The organism is Aquabacterium sp. A3 (genome assembly GCF_038069945.1).
In the GTDB taxonomy this organism is placed as follows: Bacteria; Pseudomonadota; Gammaproteobacteria; order Burkholderiales; family Burkholderiaceae_C; genus Aquabacterium.
The window spans coordinates 25,252-38,838 of record NZ_JBBPEV010000001.1 but is presented as its reverse complement, the minus strand read 5'-3'; the positions used below and the strand labels follow the sequence as shown (position 1 = coordinate 38,838).

The following is a 13,587-nucleotide window of genomic DNA, read 5'->3' as shown; positions in this document are numbered from 1 at the left end:
TTTAGACTTTAATACCGCCGGTCACCATTGCCGAAATAGTTGTCTGTCGCAGTTCAGCCAATTGCGCCAATTGCCGCTTAACTCGACCGACAACAGCATTGATGGCAGAAAGTCGCTCATCAATATGTCGAGCGATCTGATCCTGCTCATCTTCTGGCGGAACCAGAACTTTCAAAGCGCGAACTCGACCAACACTAAGTTGTTTCAGTGCCGCCCCCCGAACGACTGGTCCAAACTGAGCGGCAACCACATCTGCGGCAAGTTGCCGATACATGAACTGGACGTTCATCCCGCTCTTGATATTGACAACACAGAGCGAGTCGAGAAGTGCGAACCTCACGCCTGTAGGTAGGCGCCGTACAGCCCCGATGGTGCCCTTTCTAGAAAAAGCAATAGAAGCCGCGCTGAACCTGCATCTAGCCTCCTGCTCTAGCACCGTTGATTCAGCTACCCGACGAGTTGAATCAAGCAAGATGTCGTCATCACCTTGAAATTCAACAGTTGAAATGAACGGTAAGCCGGCGTCGGTGTATTTTGGATTCCTGTGACTAGGATTGGGGTCGATTACCTCTGCAACGCCGAGCAAGGGCGAAATATGCCAGCCCATTGGGATGCCTTTGATCCAACCCTCTCCAGATGATTTAAGAACCGGAGACTCATGCACACCCTGCGTGACAGCTCGGTCAATAACGATTTTTTTCTGCTCTTCAAGTAGATCAAGCAGCTCAACCTTTTTGGCCACGGCGACGTCGATTTCTGCGGTCTTTTTATCGAGGAAGGCAACGATGCGGTCTTGCTCCTCAAGCGGAGGGATGACCACTGGCATGTCCAGAAACCGATCTGGATAGAGCCGCAACCGAGATGAGTTCACCCCCGTAGATCGGCGCGTGTACTCAGCCACATACATGGGCGTGCGGAACAACCAGTCCATGTACCGAGGTCGCAGGCGTTGTTCAAGCTGTCGGTACACGCCATATGCCGGGCTGACGATGCCAGTGGTGCTGGACACGCCCAGAGCCCCCATCCAGGCCCACATGGTGTTGATCACCAGGTCACCATCTTTGCAGAGCTTGGCTCCGGTGTAGTCCTCGGCCATGAACATGGTGACGTTTTTCTCACTGCGCGGTGTAACGCCAGTCAGGTGCGACACCGACAGCAACTCCTCGTCACCGGCCACGGAGCGGTCGTCGATCTCCCGAAAAACATACTTGGCGCGAAGAATGGACCAATGTGAAGGCAGGTCGCCAAGCCAGTCAAAGCCACTCGGGGCGTACTGCTCATACCGCCGCATCACTTGCCCGCCTTCTTGCTGGCCACAGGCTGGCTGCCATCTTGACCACTCGCCACGGCGCTCTCGGCCGCCCACTCCTGCAAGCGCTGCTGCAGCTCGTCTTTGCTGGGCAGGTACAACTGGTATTCCGAGGCGTGCACATTGGCGTCCTGGGGCAGCGTGATCTCCACCAGCGCGTCGTTCTTTTTCTTGCAAAGGATGATGCCGACGGTCTTGTGCTCGTCGTCGCGCTTCACGAAGCGGTCAAAGTAGTTCACATACATCTGCATCTGCCCCAGGTTCTGGTGGGTCAGCTTGCCGAGCTTGAGGTCGATCAGCACATAGCAACGCAGCAGGCGGTTGTAGAACACCAGGTCCACGAAGAAGTGTTCTTCTTCAAAGGTGAAGCGCTTTTGCCGGGCCTCGAACAAGAAGCCTTTGCCCAGTTCCAGCAAGAAGTGCTCGATCTTGTTGATGATGGCCGCTTCCAGGTCGGATTCTGAATAGCTGCTGCGCTCTTCCAGGCCCAGGAACTCCAGCACATAGGGCGTCTTGATGAGGTCCTTGGGCGCCTGGATGAGATCGCCTTCTGCGGCCAGTTGCCCGATGGTCTGCGGATCGCGGCTCAGTGCGAGGCGTTCAAACAAGCCGCTGTCGAACTGGCGGCGCATCTGCGCCAGCGTCCAGGTGCCACGGGCCGCCTCGATTTCATAGAAGCGGCGCTCGTCGGCATTGCGCAAACCCGTCAGGAACACATAGTGCGACCACGACAGTTCAGCCAGAAACCCCAAGGGGCTCGATTCGTCAGACGCTGTCTGACGAATTTCGGGCTGGCGCTCCGCGTAGGCCTGGTAGAACAAACGGCAGTTCTTGAGGTTGGTGGCCGAGAAGCCGCGCCCAAAGCGGGTGGTCAACTCAGAGGCCAGCCCGTCCAGCAGGCTCTGGCCATAACCCGCCCGATCTTGCCCGCCCTGCAGCGCCTGCACGATCTCGCGCCCGATGAGCCAGTAGGCCAGCACCATCTCGCTGTTGACCGTGCGCGCGACGCGCTGGCGCGCATCTTCCAGGATGGTGACGACACGGCCCAGTAACTCGCCAGGCAAGGCCGTTGCCTGGGGCGCCACAACCTTGCGCGGGCTCATGCCCCTGCCCCCACAAAAGCCACCAAGGCCTTGAGCAGGCCATCCGTCTCGGCCTCCAGGGCCAGGATTTCCTGGGTTACCGCTTCCAGGCTGCGCAATGGCTTGTGCTGGTAGAAGTATTTGTTGAAGCTGATTTCATAGCCGATGACAGTCTTGTCCAGCGCGATCCAGGCCTCGTCCACATGAGGGCGCACTTCCTTGATGAAGTAATCATGGATGACGCCAGAGGCGGGCAGGCTGGCGTCCAGTGAGAGCGGCACGTTTTCGGTGTCGCGCAACTCGCTGTCGGGCTCGTACTCGATGTACTCGCCCGCCTTGGCCGCTTTCTTGCCGCCTTTGGCTTCAGCGGCGGCCTGCACCTCTGCAGGCCAATAGCCATGGTCGGCCAGCTTGTCGGCCGTGGTTTTCAGTTCGGCCAACAAGTCCTTGAGCTTGGCTGCGGTGAGCTGGTGTCGCTTCTTGATCACCTTGGCTGCGCGCGGGTCTCGCCAGCTCACGGCGTTCAGGATCTGCTTGCGCTCGTTCGCAGCAAGCTTGAGGCCCACAGCTTTGATGGCATCGTCCACCAGGGCTTCGAACACATTGAAATCAAGGTGCTCCGCACTGCCGATCACCCCAGCCAATTGCTGAGCGGCCTGCATGATGGATCGCTGCGCCAGCCAGGTGGTCTCAGACAACAGCTCTTTGCGGCTCTTGGGCGAAAGGGTGATTTCTTCGCGCTCAAGGTGGTTCTCAATGGCCTCGGCATGGGCCTGCAGGCCGGTATAGACCTCTTCGCCATACTTGCCGTGCACCCATTCCATGATCTCCTGCATGCCCGGCGTGTAGCGCAAGGTGGCCATGCGCTCGGGTGTGAACTGGGCCGCCAATCGCAATGGGCGCTCCACCGTGACTTTGTAATAGCCGAAGTCCCGGTTGTGGAAGACCTTCGAGATGCCATCCGCCGGCATGGTCAGGTACAGCTGGGTGATCTGCTCAATGTGCTCGTCAGTGAACTCGCAGTTCTTCTCACCCAGGTTCTTGCGCAGCTTCTGGAACAGGTTGGAAGCGTCGATCAACTGCACCTTGCCCTGGCGCTTGGCAGGCTTGTTGTTCGTGAGCAGCCACACGTAGGTGGTGATGCCGGTGTTGTAGAACAGGTTGTTGGGCAGCTGGATGATGGCTTCGAGGTAATCGCGCTCGATCAGGTGGCGGCGGATGTTGCTCTCGCCACTGCCTGCATCACCTGTGAACAGGGCCGAGCCGTTGTGGACCGATGCAATGCGCGAGCCGGCAAACCGCACAGGGCTGTCGGCACGGCGCTTCATCTTGTCCACCATCTCCATCAGAAACAGCAGCTGGCCATCTGAGGAGCGAGGGATGGCCGGGTAAAAATCAAAGCGCTCGCCCGTGTAGTCGGACAGGTTGACCTGGAAGCGGTGGTCAATGACTTCCTTGCCTTCAACAATGCTCTTCTGGTCGCTCTTCCATGACTTGCCGTAGGGCGGGTTCGTCAACATGAAGTCGAAGCGCTTGCCAGAGAAATCGTTGGTGGCCAGCGTGGAGCCAAAGCGGATGTTCTCGGGGTCGTTGCCCTTGATCATCATGTCGGACTTGCAGATGGCATAGGTCTCGGGGTTGACCTCCTTGCCGTACAAGAAGACGCCCACCTTGGCCTTGATCTCGCCTTCTGGGTCGGTCACAAAGTCCTGGGACTCGGTCAACATGCCACCGCTACCGCAAGCGGGGTCGTAAATGGTCAGCGGGTTGGGAAGCTGATCCTTGACGGGGATGAACACCAGGTTCGTCATCAGCTTGATGACCTCACGCGGCGTGAAGTGTTCACCGGCCTCTTCGTTGTTCTCTTCGTTGAACTTGCGGATCAACTCTTCGAACACGTAGCCCATGCCCAGGTTGGACAAGCCAGGCTGTGCGCGGCCATCCGGGCCCTTGCGATCATCCGGGCTGAGGTTGATTTCTTCGGAGACGAATTTTTCGATGACGTCGTGGAGCACGTCGGACTGCGCCATCTTGCGGATCTGGTTGCGCAAGTCGAACTTGTCGACGATTTCCTTCACGTTGTCCGAAAACCCGTCCAGATAGTTCTTGAGGTTGGCCTCCAGTTGGGACGGGTTGCCCAGCAGGCTCTTGAGCGTGAATTTAGAGGTGTTGTAGAAGACGTAGCCAGACGCATCGCGCAGGCCATGCGGGTCCAGATCAGCCATCGCCGCGTCTTCTTGCTGGAACCGCACTTCTTCGAGCACACCCGCCTTGCTCGACTCAAGCAAGCAGTCCAGGCGGCGCAGAACGAACATGGGCAGGATCACGTCACGGTATTTGCCCCGTACAAAAACGTCGCGCAAGCAGTCATCTGCAATGGACCAGATGAACGAGACGATCTTGTTATGTGCTGCGTGATCCATAAATACCTGGGAAATCGGGGGAAATCGCGATGGGCATGATTTTCCACCGAGCCAAGGCTCGATTGGATCACTGAATGTCTGGCGGCTGCGCGATACAGCAACGCCTAAAAGCTCGGAATCGCTGGGCGAGAGCCCCGGAGACTTGACACTGTATAAATCCACATGGAAAATGTGATAAAACGCTACCTGTAGTGTTTTTCGCCCCACTCAGACACTAAATAGCGCCTGCCACAAGTACACCTCATGTCAGCACCTGCCCCCTGTTCAGCGTCGCAGCCAGATCAAAACAAGGCATTTCAAGTCCTTGCGCTTTCAGGCGGCGGCTACAGAGGCCTGTACACGGCAAAAGTGCTTGCAGACATCGAGCAAGAGCTCCAGGGGCCCATCGCATCCAAGTTCGATCTGATCACGGGCACCTCGATCGGCGGCATCTTGGCGCTGGCCCTCGCCTTGGAAATCCCGGCGCAAACGATGGTTGACCTCTTCGTCAAGCATGGCGAGGAAATTTTCAAGAAGCGCTGGTCTTTTCTGGGAATGGTGCGCGCCCCCTATTCGCCTGCATCGCTCAAGGCGCAGCTTGAGGCCCCCGAAGTCTTTGGCGACCGACTCCTGGGCGCTTGCCTTCACCCTGTGATGGTCCCCTCCATCAACTACACAACGGGTGAGCCTGTTGTCTTCAAGACGGGGCATCACCCCATGTTCAAACGAGACCACAAACATCGCTTGGTGGACATCGGGCTTGCAACCAGTGCGGCGCCGGCCTACTTCCCGCGTCATGTCTTCAATGGGGGGCAGTATGTCGATGGTGGGTTGTTCGCGAACTCACCGGGACTGCTCGCGCTCCATGAATCGCAGCATTTCTTCGGTAGAGATATCAAGCACATCCGCATGCTGAGCATCGGGACGATGTCGTCGAAGTTCACCGTTGACCCTCGGCACAACCGGCAAGGTGGCGCCTACGACTGGGGTGGCTGGAACCCCAGCAACATGCCCAAGAGGCTCTTTGGATTGTCCATCTCCGCACAAGAGGTGCTGACCGACAAGATGCTGGAGCACCGGCTGGAAAGCCGATACCTGCGCATTGATGATGACCTGTTCGATGAGCGTGCCCGTGCAGTCGCACTTGACAAGGCCGATGCTCACGCGCGTGAGGTGCTGCTCGGCGCCGCCATTGAGCGCTCGAAACGATGCATCAGTGACCCACGCCTCTTGGCTTTCTTGGAACACTCGCCACCCAAGTCAGTCTTTTATCACGGCGAACACGCAACTCCTTGACCGGGGTCCCTCATGCTGAAACTCAATCGACTGCTGTTCGCCACTTCCGAGACCGATGTCTTCATCGATCGCCTCGCCCCCACCCCACATCAACGGGAGACCTTGGTTCAGGCCAAGAACGACATTCGGGATCATCTGCGGCCACGCATTCGAGCGGCGACAGTAGCCGTGCTCGGCATGGACAAGGCAGTCGACCCCAAATTCCGCACCCAAGGCTCCTGGTCGTATAGGACCTGCATCCAGCCAGCATGGCAGCCACCCCAGGAAATGGATTGGGACTTCGGTGTGTACTTGCCGGTCACGGTTTGGGAAGACAATGGCCCGCCGCACAAGATGGCGAAGCTCTACTTTACGCTGGTGGAGAAACTGCTGGCGGACCTTTGCACGGACAAGGGTTGGGAGCTGATCACCGGCAAGGACACCTGCATCAGGATCCAGATCAACAACTGGGCGCACATCGATATCCCTTTGTACGCTGCACCTGAAGCAGAGTTCGCGACGATCCTGGAAAAGTCCTTCTCCGCTCAGTTGACGCTTGACTCGGCGCGTGGTGCCCTGGTTGAGAATGCGGCGTTCGGTGAGATCGCAGAACAAGAGTGGGCCGACCTGGATCACATCGTCATGGCGACGCGGTCTGGCGAATGGAAATCATCAGACCCTGAAGCTGTCTCGAAGTGGTTCCTTGACCGCCTGAAGGAACATACCGATCAGCTGCGCCGGGTGTGTTGCTACCTCAAGGCTTGGCGTGACCTGCATTGGAAAGCTGGCGATGGGCCCACGTCCGTTTGCATCATGGTTGCCGTCGCACAGAAGTTCGAAGCGATCCGTGGTCGTGACGATCTGGCTTTGGAGGCGGCGGCCAAGACCCTCGCCAACGCTTTGCGCGGAGACATCCGTGCGCCAGGCATTGACGAAGGCAAGGAAGACTTCAACAAGCGCTTGAATCCGGCGCAACGGGAAGAGGCTTCAGCCATGGCCATCACCCTGGCGCAGCAAATTCAGGCGGCGCGGCTGAAGCCCTTGCACGCGCCGGGTGATGCCATCGACATCATCCAAAGCCAACTTGGTTTGCGCATCCCAATGCGGACCGATCTGATCGAGCCAGACAGCGGCAATGATGCGGTGAGAAGCGTGCCTGCTCGTGAGGTCAGCCGCCCGATCGTCAGAGCCACCACGGCTGGCTGATGACCCCGAATGATGCGCAGCTGACCGACGCCCTGCGGTTGCTTCGCACGCGTGGCTTTGAGCCTGCAGGCAACCGTGCTGGCACGCGTTCTTTTGAGGGCGATTTGCCTTGCCGTGGTGGCAATGTGCGCGTTCGGCTGAGCATCACGGACTGGGACTTTCTGCGTTATCCATCGATCATCGTGCTCGATGGCACCGACGGTTTCCCTCCCCTCGTTCCGCACCTGACTGCCGAAGGATGGCTTTGCTACTTTGCAGCAGGATCAGTTGTCCTTGATCGCTACAACCCAGCTGAAGCACTCGCTCAGTGTCTTGACCAGGCCAAGCTGGTACTTGAACAAATCCGCTTTGATGCCGACTATCGCAGGGGCGACATCCAAGACGAATTCATGGTGCATTGGCTCAATGGCCAATCGACGGCCATCTGGGATGTGCTCATTGGCACCGTCGCACCCGGTGCCACCTGTACCAACTACTGGCTCGTCGACATCAACGGCGTGCCGACCGCATTGATCGCAGACTCAGAAAAGGAAGTTGCTGCCTTCTCTGGAGCACTCGGTGCTTCAGCTCCCGAAAAGACAACCTGCCCGTGCTGGCTGTTCCAAACCGACGTGCTTCCTGTTGTGCCTGATGTCATGCCATCAACCGTGAAAGCGTTATTCGCCTGGCTAAAGGCGTGGGACAAGGGCATCTCGAACGGCGTTCAGCGCATCCTGGAGAAGGAGCCCCGATACCTCGAATACAAGCAAGCGACCTTTGCCGTAAAAACGCCCATCGGCTGGCTCGGATTCGGCTTCGATCTCGACCAAGTCCAACGGCTGGGCGCCATCAAGAAGCCGCGGCTTTACAAACAGCACCTCCACGGCAAAGGCGGCACACGCGGCATCATGCGATTGTCCATTTCGGAGTTCGGGCCTGCGTTCGTCCACAGTCGAAACTTGACTTTCAAGGACCTCAGCGGCCGGCAGATCAAGGTTGTGGGGTGCGGTGCGATTGGCTCCTATGTCGCTCTATCTCTGGTTCGACTTGGCGCTGGAGCCAATGGTGGAAAGTTGACGTTGATCGACCCCGACAAACTCAAACCGGAGAACATCGGAAGGCATGTGTTGGGCTATCCGGCACTGTTCAAATCCAAGGCGACCGCCTTGCGTGATGAACTTGTTCGCCAGTTCCCTTTCTCCACCATTGACGCGAGTCCGACTGACGTCCGTGGCGTTCCTGCCTTGTTCTCCGCCGATTTGGTGATCGATGCCACTGGCGAAGAGTCTGTGAGCGAGTTTCTCAATGCCCGCAGAATTGCCGAGGCGACGAAAACACCTTTGTTGCACGCGTGGATCAAAGGGAATGGGCAGACTGTTCAGACGCTTTGGGTTCAAAGCAGCAAAGGGGGATGCTTCCGGTGCCTGCGCTTGGCAGATCACAAGAACTACAGAGAAGAAAGATTCAAGGTCCTTAAAGAGGACCCCGTGCGCAGACTCATCGGGTGCACCGGCTTTACACCATATGGTGTTGCGGCGCCGATGCATGCCGCGACATTGGCCACTGAAACCATCCTTGACTGGTTGCAGCGCGATAGCCCAAGCCCCCGGTTTCGCACCCGCTCAGTTGCGAGCGCCGACGTGTTCGAAGTAAAGAACCAGGATCTCACCCGCCTGGCTGCCTGCCCAGCGTGCGGTGCCAATGATGTTGCGATCCCAGCCGTACGGTAGCACTGAGGCACGGGTTCTCATTGAGCCCAAAGTTCTCGCTCGTCTGTCCATCTACAAGCAACTGCGACCCCGAGACCCTGAGTCGGGTGGAATCCTCTTGGGATACCGTCGAGGAGAGCACCTGCATGTTGTTGACGCCACCGAGCCCCATCCACACGATCGCCGGAGCCGCTTTGGATTCCACCGTAAGGAGTCGTACCACCAGTCCATGGCCGTCAGGAAATGGACTGAAAGCGGCCAGAAGATGGACTACCTCGGGGAGTGGCATACGCATCCAGAGCACCTGCCAACGCCTTCATCAACCGACATCAGAAGCTGGCTGGACATCACAGACAACAAGACCAATCCCATGGTGTTTCTAATCATCGGTATCTCCAATGTCTGGGTGGGTGTCGGGCTTGGTAGCGGCCACAGATCAACCGACTTGCTGGTGCCATGAGCGCATGCATGCGTGGACAACGCCACCGTCAATCGACGGGATTTGGGGGGCTTCTTCGCATGGATAACACGCCGTGAGGCTCAAGTCATGTTGATTTGGCACCATCTCTCCAGCAGACTGAAAGGGCTACCTGTGGACATCGCGTTCACGCAGCCTTCAATGGAGATCTAGGTCTCCCTGAAGTCCAGCTTTGCTGGCGTCGCAGTCGTCACCTGCCTTGTAGAAGCTGAACCTCGGTTCAGCTCGGCCATGTCCCTGGCCTTGTGCCTCGTTCAGCCCTCATGCTGAACACCGTGTCATCGGCGCACCTCACCGTGCCGCCGCCGAGCCGCTTCAACCGCCAAGGCTGAAGCATCCCAAGTTGGGGAACCACCATGTTCCCCATCGGGACGAGGCGTTCCCCTTCACACCCTGAAGGAGAACGTCATGAACGCATGCCCTCATGCGACAAGGGAAACGCGCGCCATTTGCGTGCTGTTGGGTGGCTCCGGGCTTGCCCGCGAGCCTGTGATCAGTCCTGCAGTGCTACCCGCATTGCTGAAGCCTGCGCCGCCTGTCTCGCGACAGGTCGAACAGGTCATGGCTTACCGTGCTGCCGCCTGAACCACTTGACTGTGGTCCAGCATCAGCACATCGATACCGTGGCGATTGACCTCGCCCGCAGTTCGGGTCGAACACGAAATGACGCGTAGACCTCCCCGGTTTCGCCCAACTTGTGTTCACCCGCGTTCGCATCCCATTGAAGTCAAGCCCGATTGATCGGGAGCCCTCGACTTCATGGGATGTGAACCGTCTTTCATGTGCCCCGGCCATTCGGCTGTGCTGCACTTCCACACAACCCTTTGGGGAGTCCACCGTCTCCCCACCGGGATAGGTGTGCCCTCCTCCTTTTTGGAGTTCACACCATGAACCATGAAGCGTCCCGCGTTCGCCCAAAACGCAGCTGTGTCGAGATTGAAGAGTCTCGCGCCTGGATGGGCTTTTACCGCCGTGTGGGCCAGGACCCCGTCATGGCCGCCGAAGTCATGGCTCAGTTGGAAGCTGATCCGCTGATGAAGAGTAACCACCTGGCCTTGTACCTGTGCTGTAAGCAATCCTTGCGCACACACAAAGCCTCGGCTGCACGCAACAGGCGCATCGGTCAGTTCGTGCGTTGGCTGTTCCATGGCGTTTTTGTTGCGCCAGCTTTGGCGCTTCGCCACATGCTGCGCCAAGGCGGCGACATCGCCGTTGAATGCCTGCCACCCACGGCCAACGAACCGGCAGCAACCCAAGTCAAGCGCCTGAAGAAAGCGCCGGAGTTTGCCCAGGCTCAATCGTCTTTTGAAGCTCAAGCTCCTGTTCCCAAGGACGCGCCATCCGCCACGTCGGGAGAGCCGTCAAAGCCCAATGCTGTGTCTCAAACAGCCTGATTCCCCGCACGTCAAGACCACCGCGTCTTGACCGTGCCGGGGCCAGCGCCCTGGCCCTGCCCAGATCGACCCACGCGCCTGCCCATCTGCTGGTGGTGCATGCCGCGTCCTCCCCCATTTCGCCCGCATCTGCCCGAGTGGCAGTGCGGCACACCCACGGAAGGAATTTCCCATGACCACTGCAACCGACGCCTTGTGCGCCATCGAGAAGCGTGCCCACCGGGCCATCGTGCAGGAACTGTGCTTGCTGATCAAGGAAGTGCAGGCCCTTCAGCCTGGCCTGGCAGGCGATGACAGCGCACATGCCCATGCACTGCTGCTGAAGCTGGAGCACCTCCGACAAAGCCAAGTGGTGGACAGCGTCTGCGATCAGCCCCCCATCCGGTTGGTCGCGCAAGGCTGATACCGACCTGATAGCGACACAACACGCCTGCGGGGCCACGGCCCGAGCGGCGGTGCGTCCCCAAGCTTCCACACAAGGAATCTTCATGACCACCGTCACACTCAACCTGGAAAAAAAGCTCTATGTCATCACGGAGCGATCAGGCCACAGTTGCTTTGGCTTTGGCAATGCTCGCGATCATGCCAACCAGATCGCACAGCAACTCGACCAAAGCCACCTGGCCTTTGCGCCAGGCGACTACGCCACGCTGGCGGGCTATCAGAAATACCTGACGGCCACAGCCGCATGGGGCCGATCCCCACTGAACCACCGCACCTACTTTGCGCCCGGGACCGATCCCAAAGCGGCCAAGGTGCTGGAGTCCTATCGCCGAACTGGCGAGAAGATCCGCCTGATACTTGGCGACCTGGCCACGGGTGAACCGTGGCTTGATGAGCATGGCGTGGTCGGCCGCATTGGCCGATCTGGCGGCATGCTCAAAATCCCCTTGCTGGTCGAGCCTGGCGAGTCAGGTGGCGGCGCCATTTTGACCGACTGCATCCTGTGCCTGGTGGACTGGCAGACCGGCAACACGCCGTATCGGCATCCAGCCTATCGCGAGGCCAACTTGAGCCTGTCGCCCAATGAATGCCCTGACCTGCCATGGGCCGTGAGGCGAGGCTGCGATGCCATCGCTTGTTTCGCGGACATCGGCAAGGCCGCTGCCTACCTGGCCTTCATGCGCGGCGCCACCATCGAGCCACGTGTCTTTGCTTGATGAACCGCCAGGCGGCGTGCTCCATGCTACGCCGCTGAACGGCATTGCTGGTACTCCCGGTCGATCAGCCAATGCAGAAACTGGGTGTCCCTGGAGACGCCCCAATAGTGCGCCTTGCATTGCGCGATGTAGGCATCCAGGTCAGGCAGCGTGCGGATGCCGACTGGCTCCAGATCGGTGATCAGCTTGAAGCGCTCAGTCTCTCGCCGAGTGAGCCGGATGTGAGGGCCAAAACGGATCATGGTCGTGCTCGTTGCATGGGTGCGAGTCGCCATCTTGGCGAAATTTCAGGCCCGTGTCACGGCTTTGGCCACCCACTGAAACAAGATTTCTGTACTGAACTTCAGGTGATATTCAGCTGTCACCAAGCCTTGCATTTCGCAATGCCCCGATTCCATGGCCCCTTGTCCATGGCATGCAGCGATCAAGGCTTGAACGCTTCTGACCATCACGACACACTGCCCACCGCTACCTGCATTCCATCGCGGAATGCGCTCCCGACCTTGCGTCGGCGTCGCAGTCGTCACCTGCCTCATTGACCGTGCTGGCCTCGCGTCAGCACATCCCGAGCGGGAACATCCATCCCCTCGGGACAGGACGTTCCCGCTTTTCCTTTTTGTGAAGGAGAAATCCGTGAATGTCACCCACTTGTCCAGTGCCGAACTGGTCAGCGAGTTACTCGCCGCACCTGTTCGCCAAGCCCCCCTCCCTTTGCCCTGCGCCTGCGATGCAGCAGCCACATACCAGGCCGTTGAGCATGCTCCCCATGAGCTGGCCCACAAACTCAGCATCGCACGTGAGCTGCTGCTGCGCGACATGCGCGCCAAGATGCTGGAAGGCCCAGTCATGGCCTCACCCAAGGTTGTGAAAGACTGGCTGAGCATGTACTGCGCCGGGCTGGAGCACGAAGTGTTCCTGGTGCTCTACCTCGACTCGCAGCAAGTCCTGATCGAGGCCGAAGAGATGTTCCGGGGCACATTGACCCAAACGTCTGTTTACCCTCGTGAGGTCGTCAAAAGCGCGCTGGCCCACAACGCGGCATCCGTTTTGTTGGCCCATAACCACCCGAGCGGTCAATTGTCGCCAAGCAGTGCAGACGAACTCTTGACCCAGACGCTGAAATCCTCTTTGATGATGGTGGACGTGCGCGTGCTCGACCATTTCGTCGTGGGAGGCGACCGCGTCCTGTCTTTTGCGGAACAGGGCTTGCTGTGAAGATGCCAGCCACCCTACCCCGCATGGCACAGCCTCATTCTTGCCAAGAAGGAGTACGCCTTGGATAAGACCATCGTGACCAGGTTCTTGGAACTGGTTGAGCCTCTCGCCGCCTTGTCGATCAGCCACCTGACGGCCACCACACGCCAGAAACTGGCCAATGACGATTTGTCGGTCAATGTGTATCCGAACGACTATGGAGGTTTCGTCTACGTGGGCGCCCCGCCCTACACGGTGCCCGCTGAGACCGACATGGCCATGATCTTCGAAGCGGCCAGATTGGCTGGGATCGTCTGGCTCAAATTCGACAGCGATGCCGCCATCGTGGACGGCCTGCCGATCTTCGAAGAGACCGATCCCCTTTGACCCCCACCGGGC

Annotated in this window: 13 protein-coding genes; 9 read left to right on the top strand and 4 right to left on the bottom strand. The window is 58.7% G+C overall.

Translation table 11 applies throughout. The features are described from left to right. Position 1 precedes the first annotated feature (1 nt). From WNB94_RS00175 to WNB94_RS00165, 3 genes are read right to left on the bottom strand one after another with little or no spacing between them, the layout of a single operon-like run. Positions 2–1,291: a restriction endonuclease subunit S gene (locus WNB94_RS00175; RefSeq protein ID WP_300504133.1), complete on the bottom strand. Its 1,290-nt coding sequence runs from the start codon at positions 1,289–1,291 to the stop codon at positions 2–4. Next, positions 1,291–2,412, bottom strand: a complete 1,122-nt coding sequence (locus WNB94_RS00170; RefSeq protein WP_341387555.1) for a PDDEXK nuclease domain-containing protein — start codon at positions 2,410–2,412, stop codon at positions 1,291–1,293. The genes WNB94_RS00175 and WNB94_RS00170 overlap by 1 nt, the downstream gene beginning before the upstream one ends. Further along, positions 2,409–4,814, bottom strand: a complete 2,406-nt coding sequence (locus tag WNB94_RS00165) for a type I restriction-modification system subunit M (protein WP_341387554.1) — start codon at positions 4,812–4,814, stop codon at positions 2,409–2,411. The genes WNB94_RS00170 and WNB94_RS00165 overlap by 4 nt, the downstream gene beginning before the upstream one ends. A gap of 243 nt (positions 4,815–5,057) precedes the next feature. On the opposite strand from WNB94_RS00165, the gene WNB94_RS00160 reads away from it, so the two are divergent. From WNB94_RS00160 to WNB94_RS00130, 7 genes are all read left to right on the top strand, one after another. Beyond that, positions 5,058–6,089, top strand: coding sequence for a CBASS cGAMP-activated phospholipase (locus WNB94_RS00160; protein WP_341387553.1), 1,032 nt, complete (start codon positions 5,058–5,060; stop codon positions 6,087–6,089). Positions 6,090–6,101: 12 nt separating this feature from the next. Then, positions 6,102–7,274, top strand: coding sequence for a CBASS cGAMP synthase (locus WNB94_RS00155; protein WP_341387552.1), 1,173 nt, complete (start codon positions 6,102–6,104; stop codon positions 7,272–7,274). Beyond that, complete coding sequence (locus tag WNB94_RS00150) at positions 7,274–8,983, top strand: ThiF family adenylyltransferase (protein WP_341387550.1); 1,710 nt, start codon at positions 7,274–7,276, stop codon at positions 8,981–8,983. Before WNB94_RS00155 ends, WNB94_RS00150 begins: the two co-directional genes overlap by 1 nt. Further along, positions 8,955–9,422, top strand: a complete 468-nt coding sequence (locus WNB94_RS00145) for a Mov34/MPN/PAD-1 family protein (protein ID WP_341387549.1) — start codon at positions 8,955–8,957, stop codon at positions 9,420–9,422. Before WNB94_RS00150 ends, WNB94_RS00145 begins: the two co-directional genes overlap by 29 nt. A 905-nt stretch (positions 9,423–10,327) precedes the next feature. Further along, positions 10,328–10,834: a hypothetical protein gene (locus WNB94_RS00140; RefSeq protein ID WP_341387548.1), complete on the top strand. Its 507-nt coding sequence runs from the start codon at positions 10,328–10,330 to the stop codon at positions 10,832–10,834. 172 nt (positions 10,835–11,006) lie between these two features. Next, positions 11,007–11,237, top strand: coding sequence for a hypothetical protein (locus WNB94_RS00135; RefSeq protein WP_341387547.1), 231 nt, complete (start codon positions 11,007–11,009; stop codon positions 11,235–11,237). Positions 11,238–11,322: 85 nt separating this feature from the next. Next, positions 11,323–11,994 (top strand): hypothetical protein, encoded by a 672-nt coding sequence (locus WNB94_RS00130; RefSeq protein ID WP_341387546.1) that lies wholly within the window; start codon positions 11,323–11,325, stop codon positions 11,992–11,994. 26 nt (positions 11,995–12,020) lie between these two features. Here the strand turns inward: WNB94_RS00130 and WNB94_RS00125 are convergent, their stop codons facing one another. Further along, positions 12,021–12,236, bottom strand: coding sequence for a hypothetical protein (locus tag WNB94_RS00125; RefSeq protein ID WP_304785865.1), 216 nt, complete (start codon positions 12,234–12,236; stop codon positions 12,021–12,023). 391 nt (positions 12,237–12,627) lie between these two features. On the opposite strand from WNB94_RS00125, the gene WNB94_RS00120 reads away from it, so the two are divergent. Beyond that, the gene (locus WNB94_RS00120; RefSeq protein WP_341387543.1) at positions 12,628–13,209 is read left to right on the top strand and encodes a JAB domain-containing protein; all 582 of its coding nucleotides are present in this window, start codon (positions 12,628–12,630) and stop codon (positions 13,207–13,209) included. 60 nt (positions 13,210–13,269) lie between these two features. Next, positions 13,270–13,575 (top strand): DUF5983 family protein, encoded by a 306-nt coding sequence (locus WNB94_RS00115; protein ID WP_058087153.1) that lies wholly within the window; start codon positions 13,270–13,272, stop codon positions 13,573–13,575. Positions 13,576–13,587 lie beyond the last annotated feature (12 nt).

Excerpts from the sequence above, each read along its gene's own strand:
- WNB94_RS00140 (WP_341387548.1), top strand. The coding sequence starts at position 10,328 with ATGAACCATGAAGCGTCCCGCGTTCGCCCAAAACGCAGCTGTGTCGAG.
- WNB94_RS00155 (WP_341387552.1), top strand. The coding sequence starts at position 6,102 with ATGCTGAAACTCAATCGACTGCTGTTCGCCACTTCCGAGACCGATGTC.
- WNB94_RS00130 (WP_341387546.1), top strand. The coding sequence starts at position 11,323 with ATGACCACCGTCACACTCAACCTGGAAAAAAAGCTCTATGTCATCACG.
- WNB94_RS00135 (WP_341387547.1), top strand. The coding sequence starts at position 11,007 with ATGACCACTGCAACCGACGCCTTGTGCGCCATCGAGAAGCGTGCCCAC.
- WNB94_RS00165 (WP_341387554.1), bottom strand. The coding sequence starts at position 4,814 with ATGGATCACGCAGCACATAACAAGATCGTCTCGTTCATCTGGTCCATT.
- WNB94_RS00145 (WP_341387549.1), top strand. The coding sequence starts at position 8,955 with ATGATGTTGCGATCCCAGCCGTACGGTAGCACTGAGGCACGGGTTCTC.
- WNB94_RS00170 (WP_341387555.1), bottom strand. The coding sequence starts at position 2,412 with ATGAGCCCGCGCAAGGTTGTGGCGCCCCAGGCAACGGCCTTGCCTGGC.
- WNB94_RS00150 (WP_341387550.1), top strand. The coding sequence starts at position 7,274 with ATGACCCCGAATGATGCGCAGCTGACCGACGCCCTGCGGTTGCTTCGC.
- WNB94_RS00160 (WP_341387553.1), top strand. The coding sequence starts at position 5,058 with ATGTCAGCACCTGCCCCCTGTTCAGCGTCGCAGCCAGATCAAAACAAG.
- WNB94_RS00125 (WP_304785865.1), bottom strand. The coding sequence starts at position 12,236 with ATGATCCGTTTTGGCCCTCACATCCGGCTCACTCGGCGAGAGACTGAG.
- WNB94_RS00175 (WP_300504133.1), bottom strand. The coding sequence starts at position 1,291 with ATGCGGCGGTATGAGCAGTACGCCCCGAGTGGCTTTGACTGGCTTGGC.